The organism is Ehrlichia canis str. Jake (assembly GCF_000012565.1).
Classification (GTDB): domain Bacteria; phylum Pseudomonadota; class Alphaproteobacteria; order Rickettsiales; family Anaplasmataceae; genus Ehrlichia; species Ehrlichia canis.
The window spans coordinates 1-19,469 of sequence record NC_007354.1 but is presented as its reverse complement, the minus strand read 5'-3'; the positions used below and the strand labels follow the sequence as shown (position 1 = coordinate 19,469).

Annotated in this window: 17 protein-coding genes and 2 tRNA genes; 9 read left to right on the top strand and 10 right to left on the bottom strand. The window is 29.8% G+C overall.

All coding sequences use genetic code 11. The features are described from left to right. Positions 1–68: 68 nt before the first annotated feature. A complete protein-coding gene (locus ECAJ_RS00095; RefSeq protein WP_011304146.1) occupies positions 69–2,135 on the bottom strand; it encodes a hypothetical protein in 2,067 nt (688 codons plus the stop codon). 263 nt (positions 2,136–2,398) lie between these two features. Between ECAJ_RS00095 and ECAJ_RS00090 the strand changes: the two genes are divergently transcribed. Beyond that, entirely contained in the window at positions 2,399–2,776 is a 378-nt protein-coding gene (locus ECAJ_RS00090; protein ID WP_011304145.1) for a ferredoxin family protein, read from the top strand. Positions 2,777–2,975: 199 nt separating this feature from the next. Here ECAJ_RS00090 and nadA read toward each other — a convergent pair whose 3' ends face one another. After that, a complete protein-coding gene (nadA, locus tag ECAJ_RS00085; protein ID WP_011304144.1) occupies positions 2,976–3,917 on the bottom strand; it encodes a quinolinate synthase NadA in 942 nt (313 codons plus the stop codon). Between the two features lie 21 nt (positions 3,918–3,938). Next, positions 3,939–4,700 (bottom strand): methyltransferase domain-containing protein, encoded by a 762-nt coding sequence (locus tag ECAJ_RS00080; RefSeq protein WP_011304143.1) that lies wholly within the window; start codon positions 4,698–4,700, stop codon positions 3,939–3,941. Positions 4,701–4,955: 255 nt separating this feature from the next. On the opposite strand from ECAJ_RS00080, the gene ECAJ_RS00075 reads away from it, so the two are divergent. Next, on the top strand, positions 4,956–6,137 hold the full coding sequence (locus ECAJ_RS00075; protein ID WP_011304142.1) for a phage portal protein: 1,182 nt from the start codon (positions 4,956–4,958) through the stop codon (positions 6,135–6,137). Between the two features lie 109 nt (positions 6,138–6,246). Further along, the gene (locus tag ECAJ_RS00070; protein WP_011304141.1) at positions 6,247–6,780 is read left to right on the top strand and encodes an HK97 family phage prohead protease; all 534 of its coding nucleotides are present in this window, start codon (positions 6,247–6,249) and stop codon (positions 6,778–6,780) included. On the opposite strand, the gene ECAJ_RS00065 is transcribed toward ECAJ_RS00070, so the two are convergent. Next, positions 6,763–7,650 carry a hemolysin family protein gene (locus ECAJ_RS00065; RefSeq protein WP_011304140.1) on the bottom strand — a complete coding sequence of 296 codons (888 nt, stop codon included), beginning with the start codon at positions 7,648–7,650 and terminating at the stop codon, positions 6,763–6,765. The genes ECAJ_RS00070 and ECAJ_RS00065 overlap by 18 nt on opposite strands. 425 nt (positions 7,651–8,075) lie before the next feature. Here ECAJ_RS00065 and hemE point away from each other — a divergent pair, with 425 nt between their 5' ends. From hemE to ruvC, 3 genes are all read left to right on the top strand, one after another. Beyond that, positions 8,076–9,080 carry a uroporphyrinogen decarboxylase gene (gene hemE / locus ECAJ_RS00060; RefSeq protein ID WP_011304139.1) on the top strand — a complete coding sequence of 335 codons (1,005 nt, stop codon included), beginning with the start codon at positions 8,076–8,078 and terminating at the stop codon, positions 9,078–9,080. A gap of 97 nt (positions 9,081–9,177) precedes the next feature. Then, positions 9,178–10,002: a cytochrome c oxidase subunit 3 gene (locus ECAJ_RS00055; RefSeq protein WP_011304138.1), complete on the top strand. Its 825-nt coding sequence runs from the start codon at positions 9,178–9,180 to the stop codon at positions 10,000–10,002. A 1-nt stretch (position 10,003) separates the two neighbouring features. Further along, the gene (gene ruvC / locus ECAJ_RS00050; protein WP_011304137.1) at positions 10,004–10,474 is read left to right on the top strand and encodes a crossover junction endodeoxyribonuclease RuvC; all 471 of its coding nucleotides are present in this window, start codon (positions 10,004–10,006) and stop codon (positions 10,472–10,474) included. 5 nt (positions 10,475–10,479) lie between these two features. Here the strand turns inward: ruvC and plsY are convergent, their stop codons facing one another. Then, on the bottom strand, positions 10,480–11,055 hold the full coding sequence (gene plsY / locus ECAJ_RS00045; protein WP_011304136.1) for a glycerol-3-phosphate 1-O-acyltransferase PlsY: 576 nt from the start codon (positions 11,053–11,055) through the stop codon (positions 10,480–10,482). Between the two features lie 91 nt (positions 11,056–11,146). Here plsY and nadC point away from each other — a divergent pair, with 91 nt between their 5' ends. Beyond that, the gene (gene nadC / locus ECAJ_RS00040) at positions 11,147–11,974 is read left to right on the top strand and encodes a carboxylating nicotinate-nucleotide diphosphorylase (protein WP_011304135.1); all 828 of its coding nucleotides are present in this window, start codon (positions 11,147–11,149) and stop codon (positions 11,972–11,974) included. Positions 11,975–12,708: 734 nt separating this feature from the next. Here the strand turns inward: nadC and dnaJ are convergent. The 3 genes from dnaJ to ECAJ_RS00025 form a co-directional block, all read right to left on the bottom strand. Then, on the bottom strand, positions 12,709–13,857 hold the full coding sequence (dnaJ, locus tag ECAJ_RS00035) for a molecular chaperone DnaJ (protein ID WP_011304134.1): 1,149 nt from the start codon (positions 13,855–13,857) through the stop codon (positions 12,709–12,711). Between the two features lie 61 nt (positions 13,858–13,918). Next, on the bottom strand, positions 13,919–16,024 hold the full coding sequence (gene glyS, locus ECAJ_RS00030; protein WP_011304133.1) for a glycine--tRNA ligase subunit beta: 2,106 nt from the start codon (positions 16,022–16,024) through the stop codon (positions 13,919–13,921). Between the two features lie 15 nt (positions 16,025–16,039). Next, the gene (locus ECAJ_RS00025; RefSeq protein ID WP_011304132.1) at positions 16,040–16,882 is read right to left on the bottom strand and encodes a glycine--tRNA ligase subunit alpha; all 843 of its coding nucleotides are present in this window, start codon (positions 16,880–16,882) and stop codon (positions 16,040–16,042) included. Positions 16,883–17,161: 279 nt separating this feature from the next. Here ECAJ_RS00025 and ECAJ_RS00020 point away from each other — a divergent pair. Both ECAJ_RS00020 and ECAJ_RS00015 read left to right on the top strand, forming a co-directional pair. Beyond that, positions 17,162–17,233, top strand: a tRNA-Gln gene (locus tag ECAJ_RS00020). A 50-nt stretch (positions 17,234–17,283) separates the two neighbouring features. Further along, positions 17,284–17,826, top strand: coding sequence for a hypothetical protein (locus ECAJ_RS00015; protein ID WP_231243041.1), 543 nt, complete (start codon positions 17,284–17,286; stop codon positions 17,824–17,826). Here ECAJ_RS00015 and ECAJ_RS00010 read toward each other — a convergent pair. Together ECAJ_RS00010 and ECAJ_RS00005 are read right to left on the bottom strand one after the other, a co-directional pair. Continuing rightward, positions 17,823–18,995: an FAD-dependent monooxygenase gene (locus tag ECAJ_RS00010; protein ID WP_011304130.1), complete on the bottom strand. Its 1,173-nt coding sequence runs from the start codon at positions 18,993–18,995 to the stop codon at positions 17,823–17,825. The two genes, ECAJ_RS00015 and ECAJ_RS00010, sit on opposite strands and share 4 nt — an antisense overlap. A gap of 59 nt (positions 18,996–19,054) precedes the next feature. After that, positions 19,055–19,132: transfer RNA gene (locus ECAJ_RS00005), tRNA-Arg, on the bottom strand. Positions 19,133–19,469 lie beyond the last annotated feature (337 nt).

Here is a 19,469-nt window from a genome sequence, read left to right as displayed (position 1 = left end):
CAAGCAATACTTCATTAGCATTACTTGCTATTCAATATACAATTTTATAAAGCTTACGTACTACAATATTATATTAAATCAACTGTTTCTTTGTTAGTAAAAGAATTGTATCCTACAAAATAAACATCTAAATTACAATCACATGTAGAATGATCTATATTAAATACACCACTTAAATCCTTTACTGATTGAACTCTATAGACATAAATTCCATACATATGAACATGTTCCCCAGCCATTAATTCTGATACAGGACAACACATTTCATCTGTTCCTACAGCTGAACCTTTTTTACAGTCTTTATGGTAATGGAATATTATATTAGTATCAATATTATCAATTGAAGGCATAGGATTTAAAGGAACAGGATTACCATCTGCAACAGGCTGTACTTCCGCTTTAACTTCAGGAGTACTTTCCTCTTTACTAGTCTCAGATACTTTTTCTCCAACTTCACTTGATGAATGTTCCACACTACCATCTACAGCAGGTTGCAAATCTTCCGCTTTAACTTCAGGAGTACTTTCTTCTTTACTAGTTTCAGATACTTTTTCTCCAACTTCACTTGATGAATGTTCTACACTATCATCTACAGCAGGTTGCAAATCTTCTGCTTTAACTTCAGGAGTACTTTCTTCTTTACTAGTTTCAGATACTTTTTCTCCAACTTCACTTGATGAATGTTCTACACTACCATCTACAGCAGGTTGCAAATCTTCCGCTTTAACTTCAGGAGTATTTTCCTCTTTACTAGTTTCAGATACTTTTTCTCCAACTTCACTTGATGAATGTTCTACACTACCATCTACAGCAGGTTGCAAATCTTCTGCTTTAACTTCAGGAGTATTTTCCTCTTTACTAGTTTCAGATACTTTTTCTCCAACTTCACTTGATGAATGTTCTACACTACCATCTACAGCAGGTTGCAAATCTTCTGCTTTAACTTCAGGAGTACTTTCCTCTTTACTAGTTTCAGATACTTTTTTCCCAACTTCACTTGATGAATGTTCTATACTACTATCTACAGCAGGTTGCAAATCTTCTGCTTTAACTTCAGGAGTACTTTCCTCTTTACTAGTTTCAGATACTTTTTCTCCAACTTCACTTGATGAATGTTCTACACTACCATCTACAGCAGGTTGCAAATCTTCTGCTCTAACTTCAGGAGTATTTTCCTCTTTACTAGTTTCAGATACTTTTTCTCCAACTTCACTTGATGAATGTTCCACACTATCATCTACAGCAGGTTGCAAATCTTCTGCTTTAACTTCAGGAGTACTTTCCTCTTTACTAGTTTTAGATACTTTTTCTCCAACTTCACTTGATGAATGTTCCACACTACCATCTACAGCAGGTTGCAAATCTTCTGCTTTAACTTCAGGAGTATTTTCCTCTTTACTAGTTTCAGATACTTTTTCTCCAACTTCACTTGATGAATGTTCCACACTATCATCTACAGCAGGTTGCAAATCTTCTGCTTTAACTTCAGGAGTACTTTCCTCTTTACTAGTTTTAGATACTTTTTCTCCAACTTCACTTGATGAATGTTCTATACTACCATCTACAGCAGGTTGCAAATCTTCTGCTTTAACTTCAGGAGTATTTTCCTCTTTACTAGTTTCAGATACTTTTTCTCCAACTTCACTTGATGAATGTTCCACACTATCATCTACAGCAGGTTGCAAATCTTCTGCTTTAACTTCAGGAGTACTTTCCTCTTTACTAGTTTTAGATACTTTTTCTCCAACTTCACTTGATGAATGTTCTATACTACCATCTACAGCAGGTTGCAAATCTTCTGCTTTAACTTCAGGAGTACTTTCCTCTTTACTAGTTTCAGATACTTTTTTCCCAACTTCACTTGATGAATGTTCTACACTACCATCTACAGCAGGTTGCAAATCTTCCGCTTTAACTTCAGGAGCATTTTCTTCTTTACCAACTTCACTTGATGGATTTCCTACATTGTCATTCACAGCAGGTTGTAAACTCTCTACAAGAACTTTAGTGTCTTCATTGCTTACTTTCTCATCTGAATTATTACCAAAATTTAATATACGCATAATCACTTCCATTAAATTCCCACTTTTATCTTGCGTACTTGATGTAGTCACATTATTGTTATCAATATCCATAAAAATCCTCTTAATTTAAATACATTGCACAAATTCATCCTGTTAAAAATTAATTATTTATCATAAAATAACATTTATATAGAACCAATGCCTCCTATATCTATTAGGATATAACAAAACACTTATCAACTTATTTTATACTTACGACATGCATAATTTAACCATAATCCGCATTTATACCTTATGTAAACAATAAATTAATTGAACTTGGCAAGAAAAAACATTACAATAAAAATGGTTACTTTATTATTAATAACTCTGTAATGACACACTTCGTTACCGATAAGTGCATAAGATGCAAATATACTGATTGTGTTGAAGTATGCCCGGTAGATTGCTTCTATGAGGGGGCTAATATGCTAGTCATAGATCCTGACCAGTGTATAGACTGTGGAGTGTGTATTCCTGAATGTCCTATTGATGCAATCGTGCCAGATGATTCCATAAAAGACATATTAGAATGTAGCGATAGTGAATTAAATGAAGAGCAGAAAAATATTAAAAAATCTTATGAAATAAATAAAAAATTTTCTAAAGAATGGAAAAATATAACTTCTGCTAAAACCGCCTACCCAGAAGCAGAATCTTACAAATATAGAAAAGACAAGTTTAAATATTTCGATGAAAACCTAAATAAATAATTGTATTTCTCACATGACATTTAAGTTACTATTAAACAGTTAATGTGAACTTCCACAAAATAAAAATTCTAATGCAAATATGTAAAAAACTGATAAGGATGCTATCACTAACAACAGCAGCATACACCAAAACTTTAGTAGTAGACTTCGAACTATATATTTTTTTATTTATTGTCGTACTACTAAAAACATAAAAAAATCAAGTCATTTTAAACATAGCATCCAAGGATTTTTTTGCCATATTACTAATCTCAGTATCAAGCGTAACTTCAGGATAACCATTTTTCAAACACAAACATAATTTTTCCAAAGTATTCAAACGCATATGTGGACATTTATTACACGAAGCACAACCACCATCCAAAGTATTAACTACATAAAAAGTACTCCCAGGAGATAATTTTTTCATCTGATGAATAATTCCTTCTTCAGTTAAAATTATAAACTCTGAATTAGGCCTCTCAGCAGAAAATTTTAATAACTGAGTTGTTGATCCAATAAAATGAGAATGTCTTAACAAATTATCAGGACATTCAGGATGAGCTAAAACATATGCTTTATCATGTCTTACCATCATATCAATCAACTCTCGCTCAGAAAAACTCTCATGAACCATACAAGTACCAGGCCATAAAATCATTTTTCTATTTGTTTTCTTTTCTAAAAAACCACCAAGAAATTTATCTGGAGCAAATAGAATTTGTTTGTCTTCCGGTATTTGTCTTATTATCTTTTCAGCACTTGAAGATGTACAAATTATATCAGAATAAGCTTTTACTTCAGCTGAAGAATTGATATATGTGATTGATACACAATCTTTATGCAGTTCACGAAACTTCTTAAAACTTTTAGCATCACAAGAATCAGCTAAAGAACATCCTGCTTTTAAATCCGGCAACAAAACCTTTTTTGTAGGATTAATGATTTTTGCAACTTCAGCCATAAAGTATACACCACAAAACACAATAATACTAGCTGTAGTTGTTGCTGCTTTTCGAGAAAGCTCTAATGAGTCACCAATAAAATCAGCAATATCCTGTATTTCTGAGTCTTGATAGTAATGAGCAAGAATTACAGCATTATTTTCCTTAGATAAATGACGTATCTCTTGTGACAGTTTTATAATATCAACTTCTTTCATTTATTTATTATTACAAAAAAATTACTTTTTAACAATTAAATACATAATGTTCCATGAGCTAAATACACAATTTTGCAAAGAATATAATTTCTTATAAATACTGCTTACGCTAAATATATTATATTGTTTATCATAGACTTTTTTTGCATATGCACCTGTTGACTTCATACTCAACAATAAAGAAAGAAATGATTTATGGTACTGACGATAGTTACAACAAAATACACATTGTATTTTAACATCTAAAGAATTTATAACACTGATCAATTCATCCATCTGATAAAACTTACTAAAAGATTTTCCTATTTTTTCAATTACATTATTCAATTCAATTAAAGTTCCAAATATTGGAATTGCTATATACAACATACCATTTGGTTTGATCACTCGGAGCAACTCCAACAACGAAAGATTAATATTGCAAGACCATTGTAAAACCATAGAAGCAATAACTATATCAAACAAATTTTCACAAAATGGCATCATATCCATATTGCAATTTACTGATAGCACATTGTTTTTTTCTTTAGCTACGACGCACATTTCTTTAGATAGATCCACTTGAATAAAGTTATGATTTGTGATATCTAAGAATTTACTTATGTTACCAGTACCACAACCCACATCTAGTATGTTCTTTTTATCACAATCTTTTAACTGCACAGCACTACATAATTCACGCAAAACTACATCCTGTATATAAGAGAATTTATCATATGAATCCGCTGCACCACTGAATGCTTTCTGTATTTTTTGAGTATAAGATTCATATTGTACAATCATAACAACAAAAATACCTCTATACTATTAAACTACTAGCATTATAAAACGCATAAAAAAGCAAAGGCATATTTCATAAAAATAGCTTCCATATTTATCAATATAGGATGTATTATTTAAGTCTAGGTATAAAACAACAATGTTGCCAAAACACTACACACAATTTGTATTACCAAGTAAATTGGTAAATCACATGTAGCTAGTATATTACTAAATAAATTTAACTCAATAAAAAATTATACACAAAGAGTTTCACCTATGCATTTCTTTAAAAAAAAATCAATAAAAGATTACTCTTATACTTTTTCAATACCTATACAATTATTCACAGAAGCTGTATGGAAAAATAGAAGTTACGCAAATTTTGCAGAAAATGGTTACATAAAAAATGTAATTGCATTCAGATCTATTCACATGATAGCGTCAGCAGCAGCATCTGTTCCTTTAATATTAAACAAAACTGTAAGAAATAATACATTTCAAATAAAAAACCACCCTTTGTTAAAACTAATATCTAGACCAAATAATACGACTTCTAAATCAGAATTCATTGAAGGAATTCTTACATACAAACTGATTAGTGGAAATGCTTATATCTTAATGATAGAAAACCATAGTATGATCCCCAAAGAACTCCATTTGCTACGCCCAGATAGAGTTGAAATTATCTCAGACAAAGATAATAGACCTTATTCATACCGATACTCAATAAATAGCTGTAGTTATGACTATAAGATTAATAAATTAACAAATTATTCACAAATACTACATATAAAAAACTTTCACCCATTAAACGATTATTACGGATTATCTCCTATAGAAGCAGCTTCATATAGTATAGACCAACACAATCAGGCTGGATCTTGGAATCAGGCAATGTTACAAAATGGAGCAAGGCCAAGCGGAGCATTAATTGTAAATACAAAAGGAAATGGTAACGGAAGTCTAACACAAGAACAATACAAACGTTTAAAATCACAGGTAGATGAATTCTATTCTGGCCCAAGAAATGCTGGAAGACCAATATTACTTGAAGGAGGATTAGAATGGAAAGAAATGAGCCTATCTCCTAAAGATATGGATTTTATTGAATCGAAACATAGTTCAGCACGAGATATTGCATTAGCATTCGGTGTACCACCTCAATTACTTGGTATCCCAGGAGATAATACATATAGTAACCTTATTGAAGCAAGATTATCACTATGGGAACAAACAATATTACCTCACTTAGATAACATTATTTCACACCTTAATAATTGGTTAACACCTAAATTTGGGCACAATATATTTTTATCATATGATAAAGATTCCATCTCTGTACTAACAGAAAAAAGAAAACAACTGTGGCAATACGTAGAACATGCAACTTTTATGACTATAAATGAAAAAAGGGCAGCTTTTGGATTACCTCCAATAGAGAATGGTAACACTTTATAACACACTTATAAAAACACTCAACAGTACTAACACATCTTACCACGGAATATCATAAGATCTGAAGATTCTGTAATAAAATTAATCAATAACAACTATAAAAGTTCTTTTTATGCAACAAAAAACATGTAATTTATTTTTATCGAAAAAAAATATAAAACAATCCGGTACTTTTTCAGGATATGCAAGCGTATTCAATGTTATAGATAGACAAAAACATGTAATACTACCAGGAGCATTTAGCAATACCATAAAAGATTTAAACAAAGTAAAACTACTATGGCAGCATAATTCAGCAGAACCTATAGGTAATATCACAAATATGACTGAAAATAATATAGGACTTCACATAACAGCAAATTTATTGCTAGATCTTCAAAAAGGAAAAGAAGCATATTTGATGCTTAAAAATGGAATAATCAATGCGTTATCAATAGGCTATAGTGTCATAGAAGATTATACAGATGTAAAAACAGGCATAAGGGTACTCAAGAAAATATCTTTGTGGGAAATTAGTTTAGTTACATTTCCTGCAAATACACATTCAAAGGTTACTGATGTTAAAAACATAAATGCAGATTTAGCAACATCTTTTACAAGAGCTAAATCTGCACTTGATGAATTGAGCTCAATGATCAACTTTTAAGCCAATTTTCTTTACTTTACTTAAATCAATGATGATCTTATAAATACATCTGTCGTCAGCTTCTTTAATAGAAAATATTACACCGCTTTTGTGTTCAAAAATTTCATTTGCTACAGGCACTCTACCTATCATAGATAAAATGAGACCACCTATTGTTACGTAATCATCTTCTTTGCAGTCTCTGAGATCAATATTGAAAGTTTCTTCTAGATCTTTGACTAGTATCCTAGCATTTACTTCAACCTTATTATCAGAAAGATTCACAATACTTGGTACAGTAGGCGCATCATGTTCATCACCTATATCACCCACTACCTCCTCAATGAGATCAGCCATAGTAACTAACCCCTCTGTCCCACCATACTCATCTATTACTATAGCTACATGTATGTGAGAAGATTGCATTTTTATAAACAAATTAACTGCTTTCATAGATGGAGGAATGTACATGACCTCACGTATGATATTTCTGGCGTTAAACTCATTGTGGAAATTTGAAATTATGTCTTTAATGTGAATGAATCCTATTATGTTGTCCAAATTGCTTTCATATGCCGGAATTCTTGTATATTGTCCCCTTATTACCTTATCTATCAGATCTTTGCTATTAGGTACATCTGTAATGTCTATAGCGTAGATTTCAGTCCTAGGAATCATTACATCTCTTACCAAGCAATCATTGAATTTTATAAGATTGTGGAACATGCGAGAATTGGTAAAACCTTCGTTATCATTGATCAAATTATTTTCGATAATCTTTTTTAGTTTTGGAACTCTTTTCAACATAAAAGAAACTAACTTCACACTCAGTGATTCGCTCAAGGAAAATCTATCATCACTATCACTATTATCAGAAAGTTTATCACTCATATACAATCTGTAATTCTTTATTATTACTTAAGTATACTATTCAAAACTTTATTTTCTATATAAAGTTTGTGTTAACAAGCCTGTTAATAACCTAACATGAAACATGTAGGTAAAAGTTTTCCATATTTTATCATATAGTTATCCACAGAGTTATCAGGAATACAAAGTGCGCAATAACTGTCATATAAAGCACTAATTAAAGCCACAGTTATCAACACAATTCACATATTACTTATACACACATATTATAGTAGAAAATCAATATAATACGCACTTTATTAACAGAGTTATTCACAAAAAACATATAGGCAAATTTTCAACATATATTTTACAAAAACAAGTTTTATTCACATAATTCACAGGGATCAACTATAAGAACTATCTATAAGGATATAATATATATATAATTTCTGCGGGGGAAAGGCATGTTAAAAACTATAGTAAGTAAGTCCAAACAACAGGAGGTGCCAGTGTGGTTCATGAGGCAAGCTGGAAGGTACCTACCAGAGTACCATGAAGTGGCAAGGAAGGCCGGTAGCTTCCTAGAGCTATGCTACACACCAGAACTTGTAAAGGAGGTTACACTACAGCCGGTAAAGAGGTTCGGCTTGGACGCGGCGATAATATTTTCAGACATACTAGTGATCCCAGATGCACTAGGATGCAATGTAGAATTTACAAAAGAAAACGGTCCAAGCCTGCAATTAATTTCAAGTCACAAAGAAATAGATGTTCCGGAAAAAGCAGTAATAGATCACCTCAAAAAAGTTTTTGAAGGCATAAAGGAGGTCAGAAAATCTTTACAGAAAAGCAAACCATTAATAGGATTTGCAGGTGCACCTTGGACTATAGCTTCTTATATGATAGGGCGAGACAAGAATTTTTCAAAAATTAGAGAAATGTCTTACCTGCAAGATAAGGAATTAGGAAAAATCATAAAAAAAATCACAAAAGTAACGATTTCATACTTAATAAAACAAATAGAAAGCGGTGTAGATATAATCCAAATCTTCGACAGCAACGCAGGAATTGTATCAGCAAACGAATTCAGAAAGTGGATAATAAATCCTACAAGAGAAATAGTGTCATCTATACGTAAATTATATCCAGAGTTTCCAATTATAGGGTTCCCAAAGGGAGCAGGAATAATGTATAAGCAATTTTCAGAAGAAACTGAAGTATCAGTCACAAGCATCGACTATAATGTACCAATATCCTGGGCAAAAGATAACATATCATCAATATTACAAGGAAATATAGACCCATATCTAGTAGCGTATGATAAAAGTAAAGCTATATCTCAGACAAAAGATTTAATTAACATTATGAAAGATGAACCGTTTATATTCAACTTAGGACACGGAATAATTCCAAGCACTCCCATAGCTAATATTGAAGCACTTATAGAAACAGTAAAATCAAATTCTTAACACAATATTAAATGTTAAACATTAAAATATAATCTTGACAACATACTGCTTTAATTATAGAAACTTAATAAATAAACAATCTTTTAGGGATGGAATAATGAAAGGGAAGCTACATGACCATCATTTAGTAAACCCTAGCCCATGGCCGTTATTGTTTTCAATTACAGTCTTGATAACAGCACTAGGTGCAGTTGGAACAATACATGGTACATATATTGGTCAAGTTATGTTCGGACTTGGTCTTCCATCACTTAGTATAGTTCTTTATAAATGGTGGAAAGATATAGTAACAGAAGCAATAAGAGATAACTGTCACACAGAAATTGTAAAAAAAGGTCTTAGGTTAGCTATGGCTGGTCTTATCCTTTCAGAAACAATGTTTTTTTTTGGTTTTTTTTGGTCGTTTTTTAAAGCATGGCTATTCCCTGTATACGCTTTTGATAATTTAATACCTGGTAAACTCTTAAATTGGCCTCCAAGTGATATTCCTAAACTTGATCCTTGGTCCATACCTTTATTGAATACTGTTATACTACTGTTATCAGGTTGTACACTAACTTGGTCTCACTATTCTTTGATAAATAATGACAATAGAACTACAATAAGGATGTTAGGTGCAACTATAGTACTTGGCATTATATTCTCTACATTTCAAGCAATAGAGTATATGCATACAGGTTTTTCTTTCCATGAAACTGGAGAAAAAGCTATTTATTCATCTAACTTCTACATGATAACCGGGTTTCATGGGTTACACGTAATAGTTGGTACAGTATTTTTAATTATATGTTTGATTAGAGCAAAGAAAAATCAATTATCTCCAGAAAATCACATAGGATTTGAATGTGCTGCATGGTACTGGCATTTTGTTGATGTTATATGGCTATTGCTTTTTGTTTTCCTATATTGGATAAGCTCATAAAATGAATGTAATAGGTCTAGATCCTGGTTTGAACCATACAGGCTGGGGCATATTATCTATTGAAAAAGATATAAAGTTAATAGGCAATGGTGTTATCAAAACAAACAATAAAGAAACCCCTGGTCAAAGGTTAAATAAAATACATAAAGAACTTATAAATATACTTAACTCATATCAAATAAACAGTGCATCTATGGAAGAAGTATTTATAAATAAGAACCCTAGGTCTTCAATATCATTATGTTATGCAAGGGGTGTTTTGTTATTGACTTTAAATGCTATGAATATACAAGTTTTTGAATATTCATCAAATTATGTAAAGAAATCTATTACAGGAAATGGACATGCAAAGAAAGAACAAGTTCATTTTATGGTAGAGAAAATTTTAAATGTTGAGTTTAAAGGTACTTATGATATATCTGATGCAATAGCCGTTGCACTTTGTCATGCTTACTCAAAGAATAATTTTTGAATATATTATATCTTATTTTCTTTTCCTTTTATGATACGCACTATGTTTTCAATATGTTGTACTATTACTAGTAGAGACATTACTAGAAAAGTAATACTTTCATTTGCTGAATAATGTGTATAAACTAACAACATAATAGAAATTGTCGATATAATAGACGACAGTGATGAATATCTGAAAATTACAAAAACTATTATCCAAAAAATTGTGAAATATATAACAAATTTGTATTCAATAAACATAATTGAACCTAAAAGAGTAGCAACTCCTTTACCGCCTTTAAATGATAACCATACAGGAAACATGTGACCTATTATAGAAAATAATGCAGACATAAAAACAAATGTCTGATCTGAACTAAAATTTTTAGCTAACATAACAGATACAAATCCCTTTAAAGAATCCAATATTAAAGTTACTACAGCTAGTTTCTTACTTTTTCTGAAAACATTAGTTGCTCCAATATTTCCTGATCCTATCTTTCTGATATCACCTAATCCACCTATGTAAGATAATATTAATCCAAATGGAATGGATCCTATTAAATAGGACAGTACAAGTATTGAAGTGTAAATATTCATATTATTTCATAATAAATTGTATTTGAATAATATAAGATTTTTACATTACTTCAATGTTGTTGTAATATAAAGCATAAAAAGTGTTAATAATATGAAAGTTTCATTCTCAGAAATTATAAATAACGCACTGAAAGAAGATTTAGGAGAAAACGGTGATATAACTACTAATAGTATATTATTGGATGAGAAAATAAATTTTTCTATAAATGCAAGGGAAGATTTGGTAGTTTGTGGAATTCCAATACTAGAAGAAATCTTCAATACAAAAAAAGAGTATATAAAATATAAAGTTCATAAAAATGACGGGAATATAGCAGGAAAAAATAGTACTTTAGTAAGCGGAGAAGCATTAGCAATACACTTAATGCCAATTGAAAGAGTTATTTTAAACTTTATACAACATGCTTCTGGTATAGCGTCAATTACTAGACAATTTGTTAATGAAGTTTCCGGAACGAAAGCTAAAATTCGCAGTACAAGAAAAACCACTCCTGGTCTTAGAATGTTAGACAAATATTCCGTATGTGTTGGAGGTGGAGAAAATTACAGAAATAGCTTATATGATGGTGTACTTATAAAGGATAATCATATAGCTAGCTGTGGAAGTATTACTTTGGCTATACAAAGGCTTAGGATGAATTTAAAAAATGCATATGTTGCAATTGAATGTGATAACATATCTCAAATTGAAGAATCATTATCTAACAATGTAGATATGATTTTATTAGACAACATGAGTATTGGTGAAATAAAGCAGGCAGTGGAAATAGTCAATGGAAAATCAGTTCTTGAAGTTTCTGGATGTGTTAATATAAGAAATGTAAGAAGCATAGCACTAACAGGTGTAGATTACATATCTATTGGATGTATAACTAACTCTTTTAAAAATAAAGACATAGGACTTGATATAGAATACTAAAAAACAAAAACATGTTGATAATTAAAATATTTTTTTACAGTTTCAGCAGTAAAGTAATATACTTACATAAATGAAATTGTTTCATATAATGTTTATAAGTTTGTGATATTAGAAACATTGTATTGAAATAAGTCTATCTATGTTACTAACTCATGTTAAATGATATAGTTCTTAATTAAATTTGTAAATATGTAACAAAAATATTGTATTCTATATCATTTTAATGAGTTCATATATAATTTTTGTATTAATTAATAAATTTAGGATTGTTTTTTTGTCAGATTGTAGCGTAAGAAGCGTTACACTAAATAGAACTTTATATAACTATATATAAATAAAAGCACAAATGTAGTAGTGATAATAAATTAATGATAATATAAAAATTTTTTTACTAACTTTATCATTAAAGTATACTAAACATTATATAGAAAATCAGTATGTATATTCGTTAACATATAATATTAGAAACATCACTTAAATAAACTATATATTCTAATTTTTTTTAAGTAAAATTTTTATATAATACTATAAATAATTTTATATAGAAGATCATGTTTCACTGGTATGTTAGTACAAATGGAATGTATCAGATTAAATGAAAAGTTTATTGTATTTATATATAACATTAAAGAATATTGAAAGAAAAGATAGTAGCGATTATGTTTATGCTGCACAGATAAAAAATTGATGTACACATTAAAATGCTAAAAAAGTATTTTACTGGTTGGCAGATTTTAATTTGATCTAATGTCTTTCCAAAAACTTTTTACTTTTTGAAAAAAGCCTGTAGATTGAGGGTTACAATCTACATTAGGTTCATCATCAAATTTTTGTAAAAGTTCTTTTTGTTTTTTTGTTAATTTCACTGGAGTTTCTACGGTTATCTGTATATACATATCACCTCTTTTTGATGAGTTTATAACTGGCATTCCCTTTTCTTTTAACCTTAATTTATCACCACTTTGTGATCCTTCTGGAACTTTTACTTTTGTCCATGTACCGTCTATAGATGGCATTTCTATGTGTCCACCTAGTGCAGCAAGTGTCATCTTTATAGGTACAGTACAATATAGATCAGGTCCACTACGTGTGAAAAATTTATGTTTTTGTATGTTAGAATAGACGTATAAATCTCCACTTCTTGCTCCTCTGTACCCTGCTTCCCCTTTCCCGTTTAATCTAATTTTATTTCCACTTTCTATTCCTTTTGGAATTGTAACAAGTAAATTTACTTCATCTCTAACACGACCACTTCCTGAGCATTTCTTACATTTGTTTTGTATAATTTCACCTTCTCCGTTGCACACATGGCAAGTTCTTTCTATTGTAAAAAATCCTTGTTGTGTCCTAACACTACCTGCACCATGACACGTATTACATTGTACAGATTTTGCTGATCCCTCACTTCCTGAACCGCTACAGCTGGAACACTTTACATAAGTTACATAACTTATAGGTACCTTCTTACCATTAAAAGAGTCTTCCAGTGTTATTTCTACGTCGAATCTTAAGTCTGAACCTGCAGCACCTTCACTTCTTCTGGATGAACCTCTTCCTCCTCTACTGCCGAAACCACCACCAAAAAGATCATTAAATATATCAGAAAAGTCACCAGAAAAACCACTATTAAAGTCAAAACCGCCTCTTCCAGCAGCACCATCAAAAGCATTATGTCCATATTTATCGTAAGCTGCTCTTTTATCTTGATCTATAAGAACATCATATGCTTCTGACAACTCTTTAAACTTTTCTTCTGCTTCTTTATTACCAGGATTTGTATCAGGGTGATACTTTAGTGCCATTTTTCTATAAGCTTTCTTTATTTCTTCTGATGTTGCATTTTTGCTTACACCTAATAGTTCATAATAGTCGCTTTTGCTCATAACAATTCTTCTTTACAAGTATGGTAAAATATTTATATACGGTTTCCAAAAAATTCAAGGTTTACTTGTGTGTATTTTTAATCTTACTGAAATCTGTGACTAAGTCAAAAATATAAAATGCACTTTTGACAAGAGAAATTCTATTTTTATATAACTCTTTATTCATCTTATCATTTACTTTTACGTTATCCATAAATCTGTTTACACAACAACTAAAATTGTAAAGATTATCTAATGACTCTTTAAATTTGTTTTCCTTTATCAACTTTTTTATATTATTTTTTTGGTAACTTATCTCTTTGTATAAATCGTGTTCCTCATTTGCTGAAAATAACTTCTTGTTTGGTTTTTGCTTTGTTGTGATACTAATATTATCTTCTATGTCACTAATATTACTTAGCCTTTTATATGCTTTTATTATTTCTATTCCGTTGTTAGTAAAAACATATTCGTTAAGTAGATTAGCCTCTTTCTTTATTATCAGTAAATTATTGAATTTTCTACTTTCAATTACGGCATTTATTATATCTTCTTTAATGCCATCTTCTTTTAACATAATTTTAAATCTGTTTGAAAAAAACTCTAATACATAAAAAATAATATCTTTTCTTCTATTTTTTCTTGATATTACATCTTTGATTTTGTTGATAGCATTTTTTTCTGTTATTGCATATGAATATAGTGATACAGATTTTTCTACTAAAAGTTTTATTGGTATATTAAGATTGTTTTCAATAATTGTTCTAATAACTGATATAGCCATTCTTCTTATTGAAAAAGGATCTCGAGAACCTGTGACTTGTTCTCCTGCAACTATCATTCCAACTAAGCTATCTGTTTTGTCAGATATTGATACTGCTATTGTTATAGGAGAAGAAGGACATTCTTTTTTTGAACTTGTTGGTTCATAATGATTAACTATTGATTCTGATATTTCTAGCTCTTCGTTAAAATATGAAGCATAGTATCCTCCAATAATCCCCTGTAGTTCGGGGAATTCTTTTACAGCTAGTGTTGATAAATCAAATTTAGATAACTGTGATGCCCTTTCTACCTTTATTAGTGAAGAATGTGGTATCCACATAGAAATGTATTTTGATAAAGCTACTATCCGATTTACTTTTTCAAACACAGATCCAAGCTTTGCATGGAATACTATATTTTTTAGCTTTTCTATGTAATAGTCTATATTGTATTCTTTATCTTTATTTATTAAAAAACTTGCATCTGATAACCTTGCATTTAGTACATTGTTATGACCACTTATTATAGCATCATTTGATACTGTTGATATTGTAATAAAGTTCGTAATTTTACCACCTGTAAAAGCAGCTAAATATTTTTGGTGATTATGCATTACACTTAGTATTAATTCTTTTGGTAAATCATGAAATTTTTCATCTACTGATCCCATTATAACAATTGGGTATTCTAAAATACCGTTTAACTTATTGATTAAGTTTTGATTATTTTCACAGACTAAATTATTTTCTTCAGTTATATTTTGTATTTGTTGAAGTATTGAATTCATCCTTTCTTCTTGGCATAAAATTACATTGTTTTTTTTTAGCTGTGAAATGTAAGAATTAAAGTCTTTTACCTCAAAGAATTTTGTAAATCTATTTCCACGTGATTTGTTATTTGCTTCTATATCAGCAAATTTTATTGGTAATACTTTTCCATCAAGTATACACATTATATTTATTATAGGCCGAATCCAATGTGTATTTCCAGTTCCCCATCTCATTTTTTTATCCCATGGAAAATTGGTTAACATATTTTCTATAATTGATGAAATTATATTTTCTGTATTTATTTCTATGTTGTTACTAATTTCAGCATAATAAAACTCATCATTACCAACTTTGCAGATTATTAGATCACTTATTTTCTTATTAACTTTCTTTAGAAAACCTTCTATTGCAATTTTATCTGCTGATACTTTTGGACCTTTTCTTTTTAATAGATTGTTTGATGAACTGTTTACTATGTTGTTTACGTATAAAGTTAATCTGTTTGGAGTTACAAATACCTCTATTGATTTAAAGTTTATGTTATAACGGTTTAATTCTTTTTTTATGTAGGAGTTTATGTATAAGTACGCACTATTCTGCATCTCAGGTGGTATTTCTTCTGATAAGCATTCAAATAACAGTTCTAAAGGCATGTCGTTTTACTTATTTTAATGACATTGAGTATATAAGCTACAACATAAGTTTGCAAGTTTACGTACGCGTAATATGTAAGATGCACGTTCATTTACCCCTATTACTCCACGTGATTCAAGTAAATTAAGAATATGACTTGCTTTTGTACAAATGTCATATGCTGCTAATGGGAGCTTTTTTTCTATTAATGAAATACACACTTGCTCTGCTTCATTGAACTGCTTAAAAAGTATATCTACATCGTAATAGTCTAAAGCTAGTTTAGAAAACTCATATTCACGTTGTTTAAATACATCACCATAAGTTGTTCCGTTATCATCCCATAGTATTTTGTGTACGTTATCAACATTTTGAATTATCATTGCTATTCTTTCTAACCCATAAGCAATTTCTCCAGGTACTAAAGAACATTCAATACCTCCTACTTGCTGCATGTAAGTAAATTGTGTTATCTCCATTCCATTGCATGTCACCTCCCATCCAAGTCCCCAAGCACCAATACTTGGATTTTCCCAATCATCCTCTATGAATTTTATATCGTGAGTTTCAATAGATATTCCTATTTTTTCTAGGCTTTTTAAGTAATCTAGTTGTAAATCTGTACTTGATGGTTTTATTAATACTTGGTACTGATGATGTTGATATAAACGGTTTGGATTATCACCGTATCTTCCATCACAAGGTCTAATAACAGGTTGTACATAAGCTAACTTTGATGGTTTCTTTGATATGGATGTCATTGAAGTTGCTGGATGAAGAGTTGCTGCACCTAACTCAGAAGTGTATGGCTGAAATATCGTGCACCCATAATCTTCCCAGTAATCCTGTAAGTTCTTTATTATACTTTGAAAATTCACAAAAAATATAACCAATCCTAACTTTTGTTATTATATAGATAATAATATGAAATTATACAAGGTTTATTTTTTCATATGTTATTAATCCTTTTTATTAAGTACATGATTTATTTAAAAAAAGTGATATTAAAATTTGTTTATTGGATGTGTAAAACTACATACAATCCTTATATTTGTATGAATACTTTGATTTTTCTTGCATTTTTGTTTGATCCATATAATCTTTGTTAATCATGAGGTAATGTTTGCTAATTACTATATTAGGTACTGTTTTGTAGATGGGATGTAGCCAAGTGGTAAGGCAGCGGTTTTTGATACCGTCATTCGGAGGTTCGAACCCTTCCATCCCAGCCGTGTTTTTGTTAGCTTAATATAGTAACCTTATGCTTTTTTACAGGTACATGTTATTCTTATTTTTATTAAAAAATATAAAGAACCTTGTTGTTAGGGTGTTTTTTCTTGCGTTATTTCTTTATTTTTCTTCCTTTATTTTTATTGCCATGAAGGAAGGAATTAAAGTTGCTTTTGCATATAAAGATCCTCAAAGTGTTGCTATTTATATTTATAAATACTTAAAGTGGTGTTATTATAACTATGATTCACTAACTTATTCTGTATTTTTTAAAGCAGGAGTATCATTAATTATACCTTTTTGGTTTTACTTGAAGGTTTCTAAAATTAATTGGAATGAATTTTTTAGATGTTTGTTTGAGTATGTGTGTTCTATGTTTAAAAAGGATAATTATAATAAGGAGAATTTAGAATTTTATAATTATAATGACTTTAACTTTATAGATACTAATCATGTTGAAGAAATTGATAAAATAAAAAAGAATGCAATTGCAGAGATAGAGGAATCAATAAATAAGATGGTTTCAAATATTTTATGTGTGAAAAGTAAAAAGAATAATCAGAATTATGATAATGTGATTGATAGAGACTAATTAAATTTTCCTACTCCCATAGCATGTTTTATCATATAATTTTTTATACTTTTTGAATTTTGAATAATATATAACCCAGCTCTTCTTGCAGATTTTACAATACAAGATTTTCTAGAAAATACATTGTTTATAAGTGTAGTAAAAACTGCCATAGAGAAATTGTCGAAGTATCTATCGTAAGAAAAGTTTTTTAGAACATAGTGACTACCTATATCTATACCATATTGTTTTGCTGATTTTATATTATCTACTAATCTGTCTATGTCTCTTATGCCTAAATTTAAACCTTGACCTGCTATTGGGTGTAATGAATGTGCTGCGTCACCTATTAGTACAAGTCTATTTTTATATATATGTTTAGCAAATGTTAGATGTAAAGGAAAACACTTAATTTCACTGTCTAACTTTATATCATTTAAATATGTAGCGCATTTTTTTTCTAATTCAGTAATAAAATCTTGTTTACTTAATTTCATTAGCATTTCACTAATATGTTTTTTGTTTGTCCAAACTATGGAAGATCTATATCCATCATACATTGGTAATATTGCAAGTGGTCCTACTGAAGAGAAATGTTCAACTGCTAAATTTTTATGATGATTTGTGTGTTTTACATTGCAAATTATGCTACTTTGAAAATAATCATAATTAATGGATTTTATATCAAATATTTGTCTTAGTTTTGAGTTTTTACCTTCAGCAGATATTAGTAGTGATGTTAGTAGTGTTGTATTGTCTGTTAGTTCTATTTTTACTATGTCGTTTGCAATATTTACTGATTTATATGTACATTCTGAATATAGATTTAATTTTTTTATGTGTTTTTTGAAAGCGTCGCATAGAAATTTACTTTCTACAATATAACCCATTGGTTTATCACTTATAGATTTATGATCATAATGTGTGAATATTGAGCTATCTTCGTCTTTTATTAAAATATCTAACATAGGACAATGTTCTTTAATGTTGTCCCATATGTTGAACTTGTCTAGTATTTCTTGAGACCTCCTTGATAAAGCAAATACTCTATCTTTTGGCATTGATGATAGAATTTTGTTTTTATCTATTAAAGCTGTAGAAATAGAGAGTTGGTTTAAGGCTATTGCTGTTATTATTCCATTCGTTCCTGCTCCTGAAATAACTACATCATAATATTTGCTACTGTTCATTCAGAAAATCACAAAATGATATACAAAAGTTTACTAACAATTAAAATTAGTTAATATTATGGCGTGCCCGAAGGGATTCGAACCCCTGACCAACAGCTTAGAAGGCTGATGCTCTATCCAGGCTGAGCTACAGGCACGTTATAACTATAAAATGGTACTTTAATTAATATATTTGTCAAGTTTATCGGTTTTTGTAGCATTTTGTGTATTTTTCTTTTTAAAAGTAAGTTTTAACTGATATTGAATTACAGACATATGAGTGAAAAATAGATTTAATTAGTATGTTGTTTGTATTGTCATGATTAAAATTGTGCAGTACTGAATACATTACAAATATCAGCAATACAGATAATTACGTATAGTAAATTTTTTAATATTTTATAAATGAAAAGTTAATTATTAAGTGTAGTACAAACGATGAAAATTCCAATAAGTTGTTATTTATAAAAGCAAAATACAATACAGTAAAACATA